Here is a 19,455-nt window from a genome sequence, read left to right as displayed (position 1 = left end):
GGGGTTCCTGGCTTAGGGAGCCTGACGATTACCTACTTTCACACGGGAATCCGCACTATCATCGGCGTAGAGTCGTTTCACGGTCCTGTTCGGGATGGGAAGGGGTGGGACCGACTCGCTATGGTCATCAGGCAAAGAGGGTTGTTCTGCTGGCGTGGCCAACAGAACCAATCTGGGAAGAAGCAGTAATCTTGAGTTGTGTGTATCACACACGAGAATACAACATGTCGCTCTGGATCGCGGCCAGTGCTTTCGCACGGCGCCGATCTACAAGGCAGACTTGTTATAGGATCAAGCCTTACGGGCAATTAGTATCAGTTAGCTGAACGCATTACTGCGCTTACACACCTGACCTATCAACGTCCTGGTCTCGAACGACCCTTCAAGGGGATCTAGTCCCCAGGGATATCTCATCTTAAGGCGAGTTTCCCGCTTAGATGCTTTCAGCGGTTATCTCTTCCGAACATAGCTACCCGGCGATGCCACTGGCGTGACAACCGGTACACCAGAGGTTCGTCCACTCCGGTCCTCTCGTACTAGGAGCAGCCCCCTTCAAATATCCAACGCCCACGGCAGATAGGGACCAAACTGTCTCACGACGTTTTAAACCCAGCTCACGTACCTCTTTAAATGGCGAACAGCCATACCCTTGGGACCGGCTACAGCCCCAGGATGAGATGAGCCGACATCGAGGTGCCAAACACCGCCGTCGATATGAACTCTTGGGCGGTATCAGCCTGTTATCCCCAGAGTACCTTTTATCCGTTGAGCGATGGCCCTTCCATACAGAACCACCGGATCACTATGACCTGCTTTCGCACCTGCTCGACTTGTCGGTCTCGCAGTTAAGCACGCTTATGCCATTGCACTATCAGCACGATTTCCGACCGTACCTAGCGTACCTTCGTACTCCTCCGTTACGCTTTGGGAGGAGACCGCCCCAGTCAAACTGCCTACCATGCACTGTCCCCGACCCGGATCACGGGCCAAGGTTAGAACCTCAAACAAACCAGGGTGGTATTTCAAGGACGGCTCCACCGAAACTAGCGTTCCGGTTTCATAGCCTCCCACCTATCCTACACAGATCGGTTCAAAGTCCAATGCAAAGCTACAGTAAAGGTTCATGGGGTCTTTCCGTCTAGCCGCGGGTAGATTGCATCATCACAAACACTTCAACTTCGCTGAGTCTCGGGAGGAGACAGTGTGGCCATCGTTACGCCATTCGTGCAGGTCGGAACTTACCCGACAAGGAATTTCGCTACCTTAGGACCGTTATAGTTACGGCCGCCGTTTACCGGGACTTCAATCAAGAGCTTGCACCCCATCATTTAATCTTCCGGCACCGGGCAGGCGTCACACCCTATACGTCCACTTTCGTGTTTGCAGAGTGCTGTGTTTTTATTAAACAGTCGCAGCCACCAGTTTATTGCAACCCCTTCACCCTCCTGGCGCAGGCCAGTCAAGCTACAAGGGCGTACCTTATCCCGAAGTTACGGTACCAATTTGCCGAGTTCCTTCTCCCGAGTTCTCTCAAGCGCCTTAGAATACTCATCTCGCCCACCTGTGTCGGTTTGCGGTACGGTCATCGTTAGACTGAAGCTTAGAGGCTTTTCTTGGAACCACTTCCAATTGCTTCGCTCCCGAAGGAGCTCGCGCCACACCCTTGAATTGCGCACCCGGATTTGCCTAAGTGCCTTCTCCAATGCAGCGACCGGGACTTCCAACACCCGGACAACCTTCCGCGATCCGTCCCCCCATCGCATCTAACAATGGTGCAGGAATATTGACCTGCTTCCCATCAGCTACGCATTTCTGCCTCGCCTTAGGGGCCGACTCACCCTACGCCGATGAACGTTGCGTAGGAAACCTTGGGCTTACGGCGAGGGGGCCTTTCACCCCCTTTATCGCTACTCATGTCAGCATTCGCACTTCCGATACCTCCAGCACCCTTTACAAGGCACCTTCGCAGGCTTACGGAACGCTCTCCTACCATGCGTGCAAAGCACGCATCCGCAGCTTCGGTATATAGCTTAGCCCCGTTACATCTTCCGCGCAGGACGACTCGATCAGTGAGCTATTACGCTTTCTTTAAAGGGTGGCTGCTTCTAAGCCAACCTCCTGACTGTTTTAGCCTTCCCACTTCGTTTCCCACTTAGCTATATTTGGGGACCTTAGCTGGCGGTCTGGGTTGTTTCCCTCTTGACACCGGACGTTAGCACCCGATGTCTGTCTCCCGTGATTGCACTCTTCGGTATTCGGAGTTTGCTATGGCGGGGTAATCTGCAATAGACCCCCCAACCATGACAGTGCTCTACCCCCGAAGGTGAGACACGAGGCACTACCTAAATAGTTTTCGGAGAGAACCAGCTATTTCCAGGTTTGTTTAGCCTTTCACCCCTATCCACAGCTCATCCCCTAACTTTTCAACGTTAGTGGGTTCGGACCTCCAGTACGTGTTACCGCACCTTCATCCTGGCCATGGATAGATCACCTGGTTTCGGGTCTACGCCCAGCAACTGAACGCCCTATTCGGACTCGCTTTCGCTACGCCTGCCCTATACGGTTAAGCTTGCTACTGAACGTAAGTCGCTGACCCATTATACAAAAGGTACGCCGTCACCCCTTACGAGGCTCCGACTGTTTGTATGCATGCGGTTTCAGGATCTATTTCACTCCCCTCCCGGGGTTCTTTTCGCCTTTCCCTCACGGTACTGGTTCACTATCGGTCGATCACGAGTATTTAGCCTTGGAGGATGGTCCCCCCATCTTCAGACAGGATTTCACGTGTCCCGCCCTACTTGTCGCACACCTAGTTCTTTCATACTGTTTTCGCCTACAGGGCTATCACCTGCTATGGCCGCACTTTCCAGAGCGTTCGGCTAACAATACAAATAAAGAGTGCAAGGCTCATCCCATTTCGCTCGCCACTACTTTGGGAATCTCGGTTGATTTCTTTTCCTGCGGTTACTTAGATGTTTCAGTTCACCGCGTTCGCTTCTCTGGACCTATGTATTCAGTCCAGGATGACCCAAAAGGGCCGGGTTTCCCCATTCGGACATCTACGGATCAAAGCTCGTTTGCCAGCTCCCCGTAGCTTTTCGCAGGCTACCGCGTCCTTCATCGCCTGTGATCGCCAAGGCATCCACCACATGCACTTGTTCGCTTGACCCTATAACGAGTCTGTCTCATCGACAGTCGCTACAGGTTGAGTTCTCGCGTTGTGCCGTATTCCAATTGAGTCGAACATAGAGTTCGAATCATTTTGAGATACATCGATACAATCACAACCCGGATAGCTTTCACGTCCATCTCAAGACGCTTCCGCTATCCAAATTACTTACTTCTTCCAGATTGTTAAAGAACGACAGCCGATATGGTGTTACTCATATCACTCTGACTGGCTCAATCGCCAATGACAAAAGCTCGACGCGTCGAACGCTTGTCATTGAGGATTGGTGGAGGCAGACGGGATCGAACCGACGACCCCCTGCTTGCAAAGCAGGTGCTCTCCCAGCTGAGCTATGCCCCCATGAGTACAGATGCCTCAGGTATTTCAGCCGGTCGGCTTGGGGTACTCGTAAGCGCTAAAGCGCTAACGATCACCGACACGTCAGACAAATGGTGGGTCTGGTTGGATTCGAACCAACGACCCCCGCCTTATCAAGACGGTGCTCTAACCGACTGAGCTACAGACCCCTGAGTCTGTCTTTAAATTTACAGCCGATAAGCGTGAGCGCTCAATTTTGCGAGATAGCTCTGGAAAGGAGGTGATCCAGCCGCACCTTCCGATACGGCTACCTTGTTACGACTTCACCCCAGTCATGAATCCTACCGTGGTGACCATCCTCCTTGCGGTTAGACTAGCCACTTCTGGTAAAACCCACTCCCATGGTGTGACGGGCGGTGTGTACAAGACCCGGGAACGTATTCACCGCGGCATGCTGATCCGCGATTACTAGCGATTCCAGCTTCATGCACTCGAGTTGCAGAGTGCAATCCGGACTACGATCGGTTTTCTGGGATTAGCTCCCCCTCGCGGGTTGGCAACCCTCTGTTCCGACCATTGTATGACGTGTGAAGCCCTACCCATAAGGGCCATGAGGACTTGACGTCATCCCCACCTTCCTCCGGTTTGTCACCGGCAGTCTCCTTAGAGTGCTCTTGCGTAGCAACTAAGGACAAGGGTTGCGCTCGTTGCGGGACTTAACCCAACATCTCACGACACGAGCTGACGACAGCCATGCAGCACCTGTGCGCCGGTTCTCTTTCGAGCACTCCCGAATCTCTTCAGGATTCCGACCATGTCAAGGGTAGGTAAGGTTTTTCGCGTTGCATCGAATTAATCCACATCATCCACCGCTTGTGCGGGTCCCCGTCAATTCCTTTGAGTTTTAATCTTGCGACCGTACTCCCCAGGCGGTCAACTTCACGCGTTAGCTACGTTACTAAGGAAATGAATCCCCAACAACTAGTTGACATCGTTTAGGGCGTGGACTACCAGGGTATCTAATCCTGTTTGCTCCCCACGCTTTCGTGCATGAGCGTCAGTATTGGCCCAGGGGGCTGCCTTCGCCATCGGTATTCCTCCACATCTCTACGCATTTCACTGCTACACGTGGAATTCTACCCCCCTCTGCCATACTCTAGCCTGCCAGTCACCAATGCAGTTCCCAGGTTGAGCCCGGGGATTTCACATCGGTCTTAGCAAACCGCCTGCGCACGCTTTACGCCCAGTAATTCCGATTAACGCTTGCACCCTACGTATTACCGCGGCTGCTGGCACGTAGTTAGCCGGTGCTTATTCTTCCGGTACCGTCATCCCCCGACTGTATTAGAGCCAAGGATTTCTTTCCGGACAAAAGTGCTTTACAACCCGAAGGCCTTCTTCACACACGCGGCATTGCTGGATCAGGCTTTCGCCCATTGTCCAAAATTCCCCACTGCTGCCTCCCGTAGGAGTCTGGGCCGTGTCTCAGTCCCAGTGTGGCTGGTCGTCCTCTCAGACCAGCTACTGATCGTCGCCTTGGTAGGCCTTTACCCCACCAACTAGCTAATCAGCCATCGGCCAACCCTATAGCGCGAGGCCCGAAGGTCCCCCGCTTTCATCCCTAGATCGTATGCGGTATTAATCCGGCTTTCGCCGGGCTATCCCCCACTACAGGACATGTTCCGATGTATTACTCACCCGTTCGCCACTCGCCACCAGGTGCAAGCACCCGTGCTGCCGTTCGACTTGCATGTGTAAGGCATGCCGCCAGCGTTCAATCTGAGCCAGGATCAAACTCTTCAGTTTAAACCTGTTACTGTTTTCGGTTCCGTTAAGAACCGGTCGCTCACTCAAAGCTGACAGGTATATGAATCTCTTCATAAACCTGACTTACTTTAGTGTGAGACTCTTGATACTTTCGCTTTCTGATCCGAAGATCAGCCCGCTTCCATCAAGCGCCCACACTTATCGGCTGTTAATTTTTAAAGAGCATTTCTGCGAGGAACTTCGTGTTTCTCAGCAGCGCTGCGTTTTCAGCAGCAGAGAAGCGAGATTATGAACCGTCTTTCTTCACTCGTCAACAACTTTTTGAACTGCTTCGCTGCGACGGTGAGGGGTTCAGCTTCGTGTGCGTTCGGGTCACTACAACCACCCCAACCGCACCGCTTCCCTTCTTCCTTCCGCGCCGCGTTTCCGGTAGCGCGAAAGAGGCGTGATTCTATGCAGCTCACGGCAATCGCGCAAGGGGTTTGACGAACTTTTCTTCGTCTTCCCGGCGCCGGCCCGGAGGCATGCCCGGGCACGATGGCGCTTAAGGTGCGAAGAACGGACTAGAATGTGAGGTTCTTCGCCCCTTTATATGTATTTAATATGCGCCAGCGAATCGCCAAACGCCTCCCCCCCGATGCCGACAAACTGGTCGGCCTGTCGCTTGCGCTCTTTGCCTCGGGCAGCCGCATCGAGGATCGCTTCTGGGAAGCGAAGCTCGATGCGCTGCTCGCGAAGATCGTTCGCAACGGCAACCAGACGACGCTCGACGCCGCACTCGACCATCTGCAACAGAATCACCCCGACGCATACGGGGCGCTCGCCGACATGGCCGAGACCCACAGCGAGTCGCTGGTGATCGAGCACGATGGCCAACCGTACGATGCGCTGCTCGTCGCCGTGCCCGTGCTCGCTTGGACGCGCTACATGATTCCGTCGGGGCCGCTGAAAGGCGACGTCGCCGATGCACTGCGTGCGCACCTGCAAGCGCACGTGCTCGCAAGCGGCACGCGGGTCGGCCTAGCCCCATTCCTGTACAGCATCGACCAGTTGCCGCGGCACCACGTCGAAACGTACCGGCTCGCGCAGCAACTCGCGCATGCGGCGATCGGGCAGCACGCCGCCAAGCTGAGCTTCGGCGACTTGCCGGAAACGTCACCGATTCTTGCCGATCCACGCTTCCTGCTCGCCGTCGTCGCCGCGCCGGCCGGCGCGCCGCTGTTCCGCTGGCAGGAAGAAGAACACGGCAATCGCATCGAGCGCGGCCAGTGCCTCGAGCAATGGACCGCCCAAGGCGGCCCGAACCTGTCGATCGCCCTTCCCGGCTGCGAGTTCGAATGCCTGCTTCCGGACGCGTACTATTCGGCATGCCGTGATGCAGACGAACGAATCCGTCCGCACACCGTCCGAACGGCCATTCGTTATCTTTTCGACACACTTGGTGCGGCTCCGCAGGAACTGCGCGCCGTCGTCGCAGGCTTCGGCGAACGCCGGATCGACGAGTACCGCGTGGGCTTTACGCGAAGGGCGAGCAACGACGTGATCTATGGCGTCGTGTGGCCGCTCTACGGTCGCGAGAACGGCGACGTGTCGACCGACAACGCGACGCTCGAAGGCGAGGCGCCGATCGAGGGCCCGCTCGAGGAGATCGTGAGTCTGCTGAAGGAATGCGGTGTAACCGACGTCCGACGGCACGCAGGCCGTTTCGAGCCCGAGTATTGCGACGACTGCGGTGTGCCGCTCTATGCGGATCCGCTCGGCGAAATCGTCCATGCGGAAATGCCGGAAGACGCCTCTCCCGCCCAGCCGCACTTTCACTGAACCACGCCGCGGGCCACCTGCCCGAAGCCGCTCCGGTTTCTGCCGGAGCGGCTTTTTTTCGCACCGGCGCGCCTTCCCGTCCAAATTTCAGACTTCTCCTAAGCCTTTCAGCCAAGCAGACATCGTGTAAGGTCTTTGTCACTATCGGATCGAAGACATGCCGACGGCGGATCAACGACTCATCTCATGGAGGTTGGATATGCGGTTCCTGGTGCTGAACTCAGACGCCGAACGGCGTGACGGACTGAAGGTGCTGCTACGACAGATCGACCGTCACGCCACCATCAACGATGCGCCCGACGGTTTCCAGGCGCGTCGGCTGCTGCGCACCGAGCGCTTCGACCTGGTCGCGATCAACTGGCCGGATGTCGGCCGCCACGGTGAACTGCAGGCGCTCTGCAGCGCGTGCTCGCCGACGCCCGTTGCGGTGATGGTCGACGAGTCGACGCCGGCAGCCATCCAGCGGTTCTACGACTACGGCGTCGCCGGCGTGATCCCGCACGCCACACGGCCACATCTGATCGTGCGCGCACTTGAAATCGTGCTGCTCGGCGGACATTACATTCCCCCCATCGCGCTGAGCCTGCTGCCCTCGCCTGCCGGGACACGCAACGACACCCATTTCCAGACGCTCGCCGGCACGTTGCCGCGCCGCCCGCCGAGCGGGCTGCTATCGCCGCGACAGGCGCAGATCATGCGCTTCGTCCACATGGGCAGCACGAACGAGATGATCGCCCGGACGCTGGGCATCAGCGAGGGCACGGTGAAAATCCATCTCGCCAGCATCTTCCAGCAGCTCGGCGCCGCAAACCGGGCGGCCGCGGTGGCGATCTACAACGGCTGGCTGTCGCCGCATCTCGAGGTGTTGCTGGCCAACCGCGACCGGGCCGGCAAACCCGCCATCGGCGAGCGCGGCCCGATTCCGCTGCGCAAGCACCGGAACGATCGCCGCTATCCGTCGCCCGCGGCGAACGCCGGCCCCCACGATCTGCCGATCGCAGCCGAGCCGAGCGTACGGTTTCGGCGCGAGCGTTAGTCGGACAGTATCGATATTGCGACGGTCGGCATTCGCGAATTCCCAGCTTTGATGCTCAACGAGTAATATGGAAGCCATGGGTTTTCTCTTCACACCGCTTCCGCTCTGGGTTGGTGTTGGTGGCTGGATCGCCGCCGCGATGCTGCTCGCGCTCGCGATCTGGAAGCGCCCATTCATTCGTCTGCAGGACGCGACGCTTCAGCACGTGTGGCTGGCGCTCGTCACCGCGATCACCGTCCTGTGGGCGTCGAATGCATGGCTCGAAGACGGCATCGTCATGCATCTGCTCGGCGCGACGCTGCTCGTCACGCTGTTCGACTGGACGCTCGCGCTGGTTGCGATGGGCGTGGTCACGTGCATCGCCGCAGTGGTCTTCGATGCGCCATGGCAAGGCATCGGCCTCACTTATCTGGTGTACGGCGCGCTGCCCGTCGCCGTGTCCGCGGTGCTGCAGCGCGCCGCCATCGCGTGGCTGCCGCATAACCTCGCGTCGTTCATCATCGGCCAGGGCTTTTTCTCACCGGCCATCGCGATCATCTCGGTCGCCGCGGCTGCGGCCGGCGTGCAGCTCGCGCTGGCGGACGGCGTGCCCGTCGTGATTCCGGCCGGCTATCTGCTCAACACCGCACTGCTCGCGCTCGGTGAAGCGTGGTTCACCGGCATGGCGACAGCACTGATCGCCGTCTATCGGCCCGCGTGGGTGACGACGTTCGACGTCCGGCGCTATCGCCTCGGCGGTCCGCGGGCGTAAACGGCACGCGCCGTGCGCCGGGTCGTATTGCGCAGCGCGGCAGAGTACGGCATCTAAGGCCGCACAACTTTTTTACGCTAAGATTGAACTCCTGATCTTCACCGGGCCTCTATACCTGCCCGATGCCTCATTCGCTCCTCACCAATAACCAGATGGACAGCACTTCTGCCTCGCTCCGGATCGTTCGGGCGCTCGGCAAGCTGGCAGCCTGTGTCGCGGGCTTGTCGCTTGCGCTTCCGGCACCGGTATTCGCCGACCTCCTCGACCAGCGCTCCGAACTGATCAACAAGTTCGTCAACGACATGCATGCCGATCCGATCGTCGCCGATTGTGCGGCGCACGGCAGCTTCATCGCCAGTACGTCGTCGGCATTCGACCGCGTCGACTTCGCGCCGAACGCATTCGAAAGCGGCAACGCGACGATCACGCCGTGGAACGATTCGTTCGATCAGGGCAAGCAACGCGTGAAGGTCGACAACATCGTCACCGTCGACGGTCTCGGCGTCCACAGTGACGGCAGTGACCCGACACCGCTGAAGTTCCGTTGCGGCTACGTCGGTCAGCAAATGCTGGCGTTCAGCTGGAACGACCCGGTGCCGCCGCTGAAGGCGCACGTCGAGCGCCCGTCGTCGTCGTCGAAGAAGTTCAAGGGCAAGTCGCACCGCGGCAAGGTCAAGGCGTCCGGCCGCACCGGCAAAAAGGCCGCAGCAACGAAGAAATCGAGCGGCACGAAGAAAGCCGTCAAGAAAAAGACCGCGAAGAAGTCCTGATACGACGGAGCGGCAACGACAGAAGCAGAAAAGCCGGCGCATCGCACGATGCGCCGGCTTTTTTTCATCGTGCCGACCCTGCGCTTACGCGAACGCTTCCACCTGCGCGTGAATCGCCGCGAGCATCGCCGCACCGAGCGCCGCGCTGCGCTGGCCGTTCCAGCCGACGCGCTCGTCGGGCAGGTTCGCGTTGTCCTTGAATGGCATCTCGAGCGTCAGCGACAGGCAGCCGAAGTGATGACCGATGTACTTCGACGCGAGCTTGAGCGCGTCTTCCCGGTACTTGCTCGCCGCGTAGCCGTGCTCGGTCTGGAAGTCCGGGCTCGCCACCTTGAACGCATCGATGAATGCGGCCTGCTCGATGCGCTGCTGATCGGTAAAGCTCGGCAGCATCTCGGAACCCGCGACGAACACGTACGGCAAATCCTCGTCGCCGTGGATGTCGAAGAACATGTCGCAACCGGTCGCATGGATCGCATCCCGCACGGCCAGCACTTCGGGACTGCGCTCGGCATCGGGCGCCATCCACTCGCGGTTCAGGTTCGCGCCCGCCGCGTTGGTGCGCAGGTTGCCGTGCACGCTGCCGTCCGGATTCATGTTCGGGACGATGTAGAACGTCGCGCGGTCGTACAGCTTGCGCGCCACCGGATCGCCGGACCAATCGCCCCATCCGGCAAGCCGCTTGACCAGCCCTTCGACGAACCACTCGGCCATCGTCTCGCCCGGATGCTGGCGCGCGATGATCCACACCTTCTTCTTCGGCACGCCGTCGAGCTCCGGCGTGCCGAGCGTCAGCAGCGACATCGGCCGGCCTTCGACCGTGCGGCCGAGCTCGACGACGCTCGCCTGCGGCAACTGCTGGACCGCGCCGAGAAACGCCGCGTGCCGCTCTTCCGAGTACGGCTCGAAATACGCGTAGTAGATGCTGTCGAATTCGGGCGTATGGTCGATCGTCATCGTCTTGCCGTCGAACGTCGTCGGCACGCGGAACCAGTCGACGCGGTCGTAGCTCGCGACCGCGTGGTAGTTGCGCCACCCCGCCGGATACGCGCATTCCGCTGCATTTTCGAACGACATCACGCAGCGTTCGCCGCGTGCGCCCGTCAACCGGAAGTAGAACCATTGCGCGAACTCCGAGCGGCTGTCGCCGCGTACGCGCAGCCGGATCGCGTCCGCGCGCTCGCACGACACGACGTCGATCGCGCCCGCATCGAAATTGCTGGTGATCGAAAGGGTCATCTGTCTCTCCAGTGTCGAGCGCAACGGCGGATTGCCGCGCCCGGGGTCGTCCATGGACCGGCCGTCTCGTGAACGGCCGGCAAGCTCACTCGCCGATGCGCCGGCGATATACGTAAGTCGAATCGTTCGACGCCGCTGCGTCGAACGCGTAGCCTTCCAGCGCAAAATCCTTCAGCGCCGCCGGCTCGGCGATGCGGTTCTCGACGATGTAGCGCGCCATCAGGCCACGCGCGCGCTTCGCATGAAAGCTGATGATCTTGTAGCGGCCGCCCTTCCAGTCCTCGAACACCGGCGTGACGACCGGCGCGGCCAGCAGCTTCGGCTTGACGGACTTGAAGTACTCGGTCGACGCGCAGTTGATCAACACGCGCGCCGCGCCGCTGCGCGTCTCGAGCTGCTCGTTCAGCGCGCGCGTGATCCGGTCGCCCCAGAACGCATACAGATCCTTGCCGCGTGCGTTCGCGAAACGGGTGCCCATTTCGAGCCGGTACGGCTGCAGCAGATCGAGCGGCCGCAGCAGCCCGTACAGGCCCGACAGCACGCGCACGTGCTGCTGCGCGTAGTCGAGATCCGCGGCCGACAGCGATTTCGCATCGAACCCCTCGTACACGTCGCCGTTGAATGCGAGCACGGCCTGCTTCGCGTTGGCCGGCGTGAAGGTCGGCGACCAGTCCGCGTAGCGCTGGAAGTTCAGGCGCGCGAGCGGGTCGGAGATGTCCATCAGCGTCGCGATGTCCTGCGGCGACAGCTTGCGCAGGCCGTCGATCAGCTCCGAGGCATCGTCGACGAAGGCGGGCTGCGTGTAGGACGGGACGTGGGCGGGCGTGTCGTAGTCGAGAGATTTGGCGGGAGAGAGAACGATTATCATAGAGGCTCGCTGGCACGCCGTGCCTTGCGGTCAGACGAAAACCACCGATTGTAACGAATGACCCGCTCACTCGCCCCGCATGCCGCGCACCGCGTCGTGCTCGACTCGAACGTCTGGATCGACATTCTCGTATTCGACGACCCTGCCACGCGCCCGATCCGCGCCGCGCTCGAACACGGCACGCTCGCCGCCGTGATCGACAGCCGCTGCCTGAACGAACTCACGCTCGTGCTCGACTACCCGCAGTTCCAGGCTCGCGCGATCGACAAGACCGAAGCGCTCGCGATCGTCGCGCGCCTGGCGAGCCTCGTCGAGCCGCCGCCGCTTGCGGCCGACGCGCCGCCGCTGCCGAAGTGCAAGGACCGCGACGACCAGAAGTTTCTCGAACTCGCGCGCGCGGCACAGGCCGACTGGCTCGTGTCGAAGGATCGCGCGCTGCTCAAGCTCGCGAAACGCACCGCGCGCGACTTCGGCTTCCGGATCGCGCAGCCCGCGCCGTTTGCCGAAGCGTGCGCACTCGACACCGCGTCGGCCACCACTCCCACGCCGGCCTGAACGGCCCGGCGCCAACCGCTTGCGACCGTATCGATGAACGCTCCTTCCGACATGCCCACCGCTCCCGTTTTCCCTTCGCGCCTGCCGAACGTCGGCACGACGATCTTCACGGTCATGAGCGCGCTCGCCGCCGAAAAAGGCGCCGTCAACCTCGGCCAGGGCTTCCCCGATTTCGACTGCGACCCGCGCATCGTCGACGCGGTCGCGGCCGCGATGCGCAACGGCCACAATCAGTATCCGCCGATGGCGGGCGTCGCGTCGCTGCGCGGCGCGATCGCCGACAAGATCGAACACCTGTATGGCCGGCGCTACGATGCCGCCACCGAGATCACGGTGACGGCCGGCGCGACGCAGGCGCTGCTCACGGCGATTCTCTGCGCGGTGCATCCGGGCGACGAGGTCATCGTGATCGAGCCGACCTACGACAGCTACCTGCCGTCGATCGAACTCGCCGGCGGCAAGCCGGTGTTCGTCACGCTCGACGCGCCCGACTACGCGATTCCGTTCGACCGTCTCGCCGCCGCGATCACGCCGAAGACGCGCATGATCCTGATCAATACGCCGCACAACCCCACCGGCACCGTGTGGCGCGAGGCGGACCTGCGCAGGCTCGAGGAGATCGTGCGCGGCACCAACGTGCTGATCCTGTCGGACGAGGTGTACGAGCACATGGTCTACGACGGCGCGCGGCACGAGAGCGTCGCGCGCTATCCCGAACTGGCCGCGCGCAGCTTCATCGTGTCGAGCTTCGGGAAGACCTTCCACGTGACCGGCTGGAAGATCGGCTACGTCGCGGCGCCGGCCGCGCTGACCGCGGAATTCCGCAAGGTTCATCAGTTCAACGTGTTCACGGTGAACACGCCGATGCAGGTGGGGATCGCCGATTATCTGCGCGACCCGGCGCCGTATCTGACGCTGCCCGACTTCTATCAGAAGAAGCGCGACTTCTTCCGGGCCGGCCTCGAGCGTACGCGCTTCAAGCTGCTGCCGTGCACGGGCACGTACTTCCAGTGCGTCGATTATTCGGCGATCAGCGACGTGTCCGAAGCGGAATTCGCCAAGTGGCTCACGGCGGAGATCGGTGTGGCGGCCATTCCCGTGTCGGCGTTCTATCACGCGCCGCACGAATCGGGCGTCGTGCGCTTCTGCTTCGCCAAACAGGAGAGCACGCTCGCGTCCGCACTGGAACGGCTGGCGCGCCTGTAACCGGGGCGCCGCCGCGAGCCGCGCGGGCGGCCGGGCCGTGCTTACGAACGCGCGAGGTTTGCCGCTTCAACGTACGCCTTGCGGTCGGCGGCCACGCGCTGCGCGGCGGGCCGTGCGCCCACCAGCTTCGCGTGCGCCTTCCAGTCGATGCCCGCGTCGAGGAGAAAATCGCGATCGTAGATCGCCTTCGTCGCCATCCCGAGCACCGGCAGATGGACGAACGCGGCGATGTCGGCAAGACCGAAGCTATCGCCGAGCACGTACGGTGAAAACTGCGTGAGCCGCTTGAACGCATCGATCGCGCGCGGCAGGCGCTTCTCGACGTGCGCCTTCATCGCGTCGCTCACCTTCCCGCCGAAAAACGCCTCGGTATAGACCTCGCGCGCGGTCCATTCGAGATACAGCTCGAGCGTCTCGACGAGCTCGCGCACCTTCGCGGCCGCAAACGGCGCCGACGGGAAGATCGCCTTGTCCGGATGCCGCGCGGCCAGATACTCGATGATCGCCTGCGACTCGAACAGCGCGCCCTCTTCGGTCTTCACGAACGGGATTTTGCCGAGCGGCGAATCGGCCAGCAGCGCCGGATCGCTGATCGGCAGGCTGCATTTGGTTTCCTCGAACGGGATGTCGTGCTCGAGCAGCACGAACTTCACCTTGTTGTAGTAGTTGGACAACGGAATACCGCACAACTGCAGCATCGGAGCCTCCTTCGTGGCGTGGGCGCGGTCGCGGCAGAGCCCGACCGGCTCGGGATTCGTCGCGCTGAAAAGCACGTTCGTGCTAGTCTAAAGCAGTTTCCCGCCCGCCACGACGACATTACATCCGCTGCGGCAGCCGCCGGTCCGCACGCGCGACGCGCGGCTCACCGCCGCCGCGCCATTCGATGGAGACACACTCGCATGAGTGCCGAACTGCTGGCTTCGCGGCCGCCCGAGAGCGAATCGACGCTCGTCCTCACGTTGTCCAATCCCGGCGCGCGCAACGCGCTGCATCCCGACATGTATGCGGCCGGCGTCGAAGCGCTCGCGACCGCCGAACGCGATCCCGAGATTCGCGCCGTGGTGCTCACGGGCGCCGATCGCTTCTTTTGCGCGGGCGGCAACCTGAACCGCCTGCTCGACAACCGTTCGAAGGATCCGTCCTGTCAGGCCGACAGCATCGATCAGCTCGCCGCGTGGGTGACGGCGATCCGCGCGTCGACGAAGCCGGTGATCGCCGCAGTGGAAGGCGCGGCGGCCGGTGCAGGCTTCTCGCTCGCGCTCGCCTGCGACATGGTCGTGGCCGCGCACGACGCGAAGTTCGTGATGTCGTACGCGCGCGTCGGCCTCACGCCCGACGGGGGCGGCTCGTGGTTTCTCGCGCGCGCACTGCCGCGGGCGCTCGCGGCCGAAATCCTGCTCGAAGGCAAACCGATCGCGGCCGAACGGCTGCATGCGCTCGGCATCGTCAATCGGCTCGCGGTGCCCGGCGCCGCATTGCGCGACGCACTCGCGTGGGCCGACTCGCTTGCCGGCGTCTCGCCGAACGCGCTTGCGCGCATCAAGCAACTGCTCGACGACGCGACCGCCCAGCCGCTCGACGCACACCTCGTGACCGAGCGCGATCATTTCGTCGCGGCGCTACATCACGCCGACGCGTTCGAAGGCATCACCGCATTCCTGGAGAAGCGTCAGCCGCATTACAAGCGCTGATCGCGCGCGTTCGCAACGTGCCGGCCGCCTTGCCGCGGCCGCGGCGAGGAGCAAGCAGGGCAGCGCCTGCAGCACTCGCCGATCCGTGCTGTAATGGCCGCCTGTCGCGGCGCGCTCCCGGCGCCGTGTTCGCGCACGCAACCAAGGAGTTGACGATGATCGACGTCTACAGCTGGGCGACCCCGAACGGTCACAAGGTCCACATCATGCTCGAGGAAACGGGCCTCGCATACCACGCGCATCCGGTCGATATCGGTGCAGGCGACCAGTTCAAGCCCGAGTTCCTGAAGATCAGCCCGAACAACAAGATTCCCGCGATCGTCGACTCGGATGGGCCCGGCGGCAAACCGATCTCGCTGTTCGAATCGGGCGCGATTCTCGTGTACCTCGCGGAGAAGACCGGCAAGTTCCTGCCCGCCGATCCGGCCGAGCGCTACGCGACGCTCGAATGGCTGATGTTTCAGATGGGCGGGGTCGGCCCGATGCTCGGCCAGGCGCATCACTTCCGCCTGTACGCGCCGGAGAAGATCGAATACGCGATCAATCGCTATACGAACGAAGCGAAGCGGCTGTACAACGTGATGGAAAAACGCCTCGCGCAATCCGAATATCTGGCGGGCGACACGTACACGATCGCCGACATCGCGACGTTCCCGTGGACGCGTTCGTGGCAGAACCAGGGCATCGTGCTCGACGAGCTGCCGAACGTGAAACGCTGGCACGAGGCGATCGCCGCGCGCCCGGCCGTGCAGCGCGGCGTCGAGGTGCTCGCGTCGCTGCGCAAGGCGCTGCAGGACGACAAGGCGCGCGAGATCCTGTTCGGGGCGACGCAATACGCGAAGCACTGAACGACGCGCCGCGTGCAACGCTGCGGCATCGGCGCTGCCGCAGCGCACGCCGCAGCGTCAGAAGTAGTGCAGCGTGATGAATTCCGCCGCGCAGACGAGCATCGGCGCATCGGCTTGCTCGACCTGCATCGACACCCGCCACGTCACCTGCACGCCGCCCTGCGCGGCGTCGGCTGCTTCCTTCACGGCGAACAGCGCACGCACGCGCGCACCGACCGGCACCGGCTTCAGGAACCGCACGCGGTTCAGACCGTAGTTCACGCCAATCTTCTGCTCGAAGCGCATCGCGTCGGTCATCAGCGCGGGAATCAGCGACAGCGTCAGGAACCCGTGCGCGATCGGGCCGCCGAACGGCGACTCGCGCCGCGCACGCTCCGGATCGACGTGAATCCACTGGTGATCGTCGGTCGCGTCGGCGAAACCGTCGACGCGACGCTGATCGATCTCGACCCAGCCGCTCGCGAACGGCTCGGCGCCGACGAGCGCACGCAGCGCCTGCGCCGACGCGATCAGCGGCAACGCGACGTCGCTCATGCGCTCGCTCCCTGCGGATCGCGCAACCCGAAGATCACCTTGCTGAGCACGATGATCACCGTGTCGCCGGCGCCGTTGACGCCGATCCATTCGGTCGACACGATGCCGCGATCCGGCTTGCTCGCCGACACGCGCTTGTCGCGAATCTTCTGATACATCGTGATCGTGTCACCGGCGCGCACGGGCTTGAGCCAGCTGATCGAGTCGACGCCGGGCGAGCCCATGCTGGTCGAATCGGATCCGAGCTTCGCGATCAGCAGGCCCATGAATACCGAACACGTATGCCAGCCGCTCGCGACCAGGCCGCCGAACGGCGATGCCTTGCCCGCCTCCTCGTCGAGATGAAACGGCTGCGGATCGTAGCGTTGCGCAAACGCCTTGATGTCGTCCGCTTCGAACGTATAGCGTCCGATTTCGGTGGTACTGCCGACTTCCAGATCTTCGAAACTGATTCCCACTGTGTCTCTCCTGTGCCACGCTCGCGCGTGACCGTCATGCCGCGTCGGCTTGCGCGAAATCCGGCAGGGCCGCGATGCGCGCAAGGTGATGATCGGTGTCGCCGAGTGTCGTCTCGATGATCGACAGCCGCTTGAACAGGTGCGCCGCGGCGACCTCGTTGGTCACGCCCATGCCGCCGTGCAACTGCACGGCCTGCTGACCGACGAAGCGCGCGGCCGCGCCGACGCGCGCCTTCGCCGCCGACACGGCCTTGCGCCGCGCGTCGGCATCGTCGCCCGCATATCGGACCGCGGCCAGGTAGGTCAGCGAACGCGCCTGCTCCGCGTGTATCAGCATGTCGACCATCCGGTGCTGCAGCGCCTGGAAACGCGCGATCGGCACGCCGAATTGTTCGCGCGTCTTCGTATATTCGACGGTCGCCCGGTTCAGTTCGTCGAGCGCGCCGACCGCTTCCGCACAGAGCAGGAACGTCGCGTAATCGGCAATCTGCTCGAGCGCGGCCGCATCGCGCACGCCGCCCGCCAATTGCCGCGCGGGCGTGTCGTCGAACGCGATCGTCGCGGCGCGCTGGCCGTCGATGGTCCGGTAATCGGTGAGCGTCACGCCCGCGGCGTCGCGCTCGACGACGAACAGGCCGATACCGCCGCCGTCGACGCGCGCCGGCACGATCCACGCATGCGCCTGCGCGCCATGCTGGACGACCGACTTGGTGCCGCTCAGCCGGCACGCGCCGCCCTGCTCGTGCGCATGCGTACCGAGCTCGTACAGCTCGTAGCGCGCGTGCGGCTCGTGGAATGCGACGGCCAGCCGCTTGTGCCCCTGCGCGACCGCTTCCAGCAGCGCGGCATCGTCGCCGCTGCCCGAGCCCGCGACCCGCAATGCCTCGACCGCGACCGCGGTCGCCCAGTACGGCTCGACCACGAGCGCACGGCCGAGCTCCTGCATCGCGACCAGCATGTCGACCGGGCCGCCGCCGAAGCCGCCTTGCGCGTCGGGCACGGGCAGCGCGGTCAGGCCGAGCTCGGCGAACGCGCTCCATTGCGCTTCCGATACGCCCGCATCGCTGCGCACGATCGCCTGCCGCGCGTCGAACCCGTATTGCTCGCCGAGGTAACGGCGCAGCGCGTCGGCGAACTGTTGCTGCTCGTCGGTAAAGCTGAAATCCATGGTTGTCTCCGTTGCCTGGTTACAGCCCCAGAATCATCTGCGCGATGATGTTCTTCTGAATCTCGTTCGAACCGCCGTAGATCGACGTCTTCCGGTAATTGAAGTAGTACGCGGCGAGCGGCGCCGCGTCGTCGTCGCCCGCGACGCTGTGCTCGCGCTCGCCGTCGAGGAACGGGATGTCGAACGGCGCGGCGAGCGGCCCGATCGCTTCGAACATCAGCTCGGTGAGCGCCTGCTGGACCTCGGTGCCCTTGATCTTCAGCATCGACGCCTCGGGCCCCGGCCCCTTGCCGCTCGTCTCGCGGCTCACGACCCGCAGCACCGTCACCTCGAGCGCCATCAGCTCGACCTCCAGCGCTGCGACCTTCGCGGCGAACACGGGATCGGCGAGCAACGGCTTGCCGTTCTTGCGCTGGTTCGATGCGACGCGTTTCAGGAAGGCCAGCTCGCGCTTCGACGCGCCGACGCGCGCGATGCCGGTGCGCTCGTGCCCCAGCAGATATTTGGCGTAGGTCCAGCCGCGGTTTTCGTCGCCGACGAGATTCTCGACCGGCACCTTCACGTCCTCGAAGAACACCTCGTTGACTTCGTGGTCCTCGTCGAGCGTGATGATCGGGCGCACCGTGATGCCCGGCGTCTTCATGTCGATCAGCAGGAACGAGATGCCTTCCTGCTTCTTCGCCGACGAATCGGTGCGCACGAGGCAGAACATCATGTCCGCATATTGGCCGAGCGTCGTCCAGGTCTTCTGGCCATTCACCACGTAGTGGTCGCCGTCGCGCTCGGCGCGCGTGCGCAGCGAGGCGAGATCCGAACCGGAACCCGGCTCCGAATAGCCCTGGCACCACCAGTCGGTGCCGTCGAGGATGCGCGGCAGGTAGTGGCGCTTCTGCGCTTCGCTGCCGTATTTCATCAGCACCGGCGCGACCATCGACACGCCGAACGGCAGCACGATCGGCGCGCCGATGCGGGCGCACTCTTCTTCCCAGATGTGTCGCTGCGTCGCGTTCCAGCCCGGGCCGCCGTACTCGACCGGCCACGCAGGCGCGGACCAGCCGCGCTCGCCGAGGATGCGGTGCCAGCTTGCGAAATCGTCGCGGTTCAGCCGTTTATGGTCGAGTACCTTGGCGCGCAGTGCATGAGGCAGGTTCGCCTCGAGCCAGGCGCGGACGTCGGCGCGGAATGCGTCGTCGGCGGGGGAGTAATTCAGATCCATGCGCAGTGTCTCCTGTCCGCGGCCGTCCGGCCCGGCCAGG

At 62.4% G+C, this 19,455-nt stretch carries 15 protein-coding genes, 2 tRNA genes and 3 rRNA genes; 8 read left to right on the top strand and 12 right to left on the bottom strand.

Annotated elements, in window-relative coordinates; translation table 11 throughout:
- Positions 1–19: 19 nt before the first annotated feature.
- The 5 genes from rrf to AK36_RS18210 all read right to left on the bottom strand — a co-directional run bounded on the left by rrf (position 20) and on the right by AK36_RS18210 (position 5,293).
- Positions 20–132 (bottom strand): 5S ribosomal RNA (gene rrf / locus AK36_RS18230).
- Positions 133–287: 155 nt separating this feature from the next.
- A 23S ribosomal RNA gene (locus AK36_RS18225) occupies positions 288–3,169 on the bottom strand.
- A gap of 284 nt (positions 3,170–3,453) precedes the next feature.
- Positions 3,454–3,529: transfer RNA gene (locus AK36_RS18220), tRNA-Ala, on the bottom strand.
- A 90-nt stretch (positions 3,530–3,619) separates the two neighbouring features.
- A tRNA-Ile gene (locus AK36_RS18215) sits at positions 3,620–3,696 on the bottom strand.
- Between the two features lie 64 nt (positions 3,697–3,760).
- Positions 3,761–5,293 (bottom strand): 16S ribosomal RNA (locus AK36_RS18210).
- The 16S, 23S and 5S rRNA genes sit together here with 2 tRNA genes alongside, the layout of an rRNA operon.
- A gap of 564 nt (positions 5,294–5,857) precedes the next feature.
- On the opposite strand from AK36_RS18210, the gene AK36_RS18205 reads away from it, so the two are divergent.
- The 4 genes from AK36_RS18205 to AK36_RS18190 all read left to right on the top strand — a co-directional run bounded on the left by AK36_RS18205 (position 5,858) and on the right by AK36_RS18190 (position 9,632).
- The gene (locus AK36_RS18205) at positions 5,858–7,075 is read left to right on the top strand and encodes a DUF2863 family protein (RefSeq protein ID WP_011885506.1); all 1,218 of its coding nucleotides are present in this window, start codon (positions 5,858–5,860) and stop codon (positions 7,073–7,075) included.
- 199 nt (positions 7,076–7,274) lie between these two features.
- Positions 7,275–8,111 carry a response regulator transcription factor gene (locus AK36_RS18200; protein WP_045578929.1) on the top strand — a complete coding sequence of 279 codons (837 nt, stop codon included), beginning with the start codon at positions 7,275–7,277 and terminating at the stop codon, positions 8,109–8,111.
- A 76-nt stretch (positions 8,112–8,187) separates the two neighbouring features.
- On the top strand, positions 8,188–8,862 hold the full coding sequence (locus tag AK36_RS18195; RefSeq protein ID WP_043291379.1) for an energy-coupling factor ABC transporter permease: 675 nt from the start codon (positions 8,188–8,190) through the stop codon (positions 8,860–8,862).
- Between the two features lie 122 nt (positions 8,863–8,984).
- A complete protein-coding gene (locus tag AK36_RS18190) occupies positions 8,985–9,632 on the top strand; it encodes a BspC domain-containing protein (RefSeq protein WP_011885509.1) in 648 nt (215 codons plus the stop codon).
- A gap of 84 nt (positions 9,633–9,716) precedes the next feature.
- Here AK36_RS18190 and AK36_RS18185 read toward each other — a convergent pair whose 3' ends face one another.
- Together AK36_RS18185 and yaaA are read right to left on the bottom strand one after the other, a co-directional pair.
- Complete coding sequence (locus tag AK36_RS18185; RefSeq protein ID WP_011885510.1) at positions 9,717–10,871, bottom strand: M14 family metallopeptidase; 1,155 nt, start codon at positions 10,869–10,871, stop codon at positions 9,717–9,719.
- An 85-nt stretch (positions 10,872–10,956) separates the two neighbouring features.
- A complete protein-coding gene (yaaA, locus tag AK36_RS18180) occupies positions 10,957–11,739 on the bottom strand; it encodes a peroxide stress protein YaaA (protein ID WP_014723345.1) in 783 nt (260 codons plus the stop codon).
- Between the two features lie 57 nt (positions 11,740–11,796).
- On the opposite strand from yaaA, the gene AK36_RS18175 reads away from it, so the two are divergent.
- Both AK36_RS18175 and AK36_RS18170 read left to right on the top strand, forming a co-directional pair.
- Complete coding sequence (locus AK36_RS18175; protein ID WP_011885512.1) at positions 11,797–12,294, top strand: putative toxin-antitoxin system toxin component, PIN family; 498 nt, start codon at positions 11,797–11,799, stop codon at positions 12,292–12,294.
- A 33-nt stretch (positions 12,295–12,327) separates the two neighbouring features.
- Positions 12,328–13,500 (top strand): pyridoxal phosphate-dependent aminotransferase, encoded by a 1,173-nt coding sequence (locus AK36_RS18170; protein ID WP_014723347.1) that lies wholly within the window; start codon positions 12,328–12,330, stop codon positions 13,498–13,500.
- Between the two features lie 41 nt (positions 13,501–13,541).
- Here the strand turns inward: AK36_RS18170 and AK36_RS18165 are convergent, their stop codons facing one another.
- Positions 13,542–14,198 carry a glutathione S-transferase family protein gene (locus AK36_RS18165; protein ID WP_034194075.1) on the bottom strand — a complete coding sequence of 219 codons (657 nt, stop codon included), beginning with the start codon at positions 14,196–14,198 and terminating at the stop codon, positions 13,542–13,544.
- A 201-nt stretch (positions 14,199–14,399) separates the two neighbouring features.
- Here AK36_RS18165 and AK36_RS18160 point away from each other — a divergent pair, with 201 nt between their 5' ends.
- Positions 14,400–15,191, top strand: a complete 792-nt coding sequence (locus AK36_RS18160; RefSeq protein ID WP_011885515.1) for an oxepin-CoA hydrolase, alternative type — start codon at positions 14,400–14,402, stop codon at positions 15,189–15,191.
- Positions 15,192–15,346: 155 nt separating this feature from the next.
- Positions 15,347–16,039: a glutathione binding-like protein gene (locus AK36_RS18155; protein WP_034194073.1), complete on the top strand. Its 693-nt coding sequence runs from the start codon at positions 15,347–15,349 to the stop codon at positions 16,037–16,039.
- 57 nt (positions 16,040–16,096) lie between these two features.
- On the opposite strand, the gene AK36_RS18150 is transcribed toward AK36_RS18155, so the two are convergent.
- Genes AK36_RS18150 through AK36_RS18135 form a run of 4 tightly spaced genes read right to left on the bottom strand, consistent with a single transcriptional unit; the run spans position 16,097 to position 19,415 of the window.
- Entirely contained in the window at positions 16,097–16,573 is a 477-nt protein-coding gene (locus AK36_RS18150; RefSeq protein ID WP_045578928.1) for a MaoC family dehydratase, read from the bottom strand.
- Positions 16,570–17,031, bottom strand: coding sequence for a MaoC family dehydratase (locus tag AK36_RS18145; protein ID WP_011885518.1), 462 nt, complete (start codon positions 17,029–17,031; stop codon positions 16,570–16,572). Before AK36_RS18145 ends, AK36_RS18150 begins: the two co-directional genes overlap by 4 nt.
- 34 nt (positions 17,032–17,065) lie before the next feature.
- Positions 17,066–18,199 (bottom strand): acyl-CoA dehydrogenase family protein, encoded by a 1,134-nt coding sequence (locus tag AK36_RS18140; protein WP_045578927.1) that lies wholly within the window; start codon positions 18,197–18,199, stop codon positions 17,066–17,068.
- Between the two features lie 19 nt (positions 18,200–18,218).
- A complete protein-coding gene (locus AK36_RS18135) occupies positions 18,219–19,415 on the bottom strand; it encodes an acyl-CoA dehydrogenase family protein (protein WP_045578926.1) in 1,197 nt (398 codons plus the stop codon).
- Between the last annotated feature and the right edge of the window lie 40 nt (positions 19,416–19,455).

The organism is Burkholderia vietnamiensis LMG 10929 (assembly GCF_000959445.1).
GTDB classification, from domain to species: Bacteria; Pseudomonadota; Gammaproteobacteria; order Burkholderiales; family Burkholderiaceae; genus Burkholderia; species Burkholderia vietnamiensis.
This window is presented reverse-complemented; position numbering and strand designations above follow the sequence as displayed.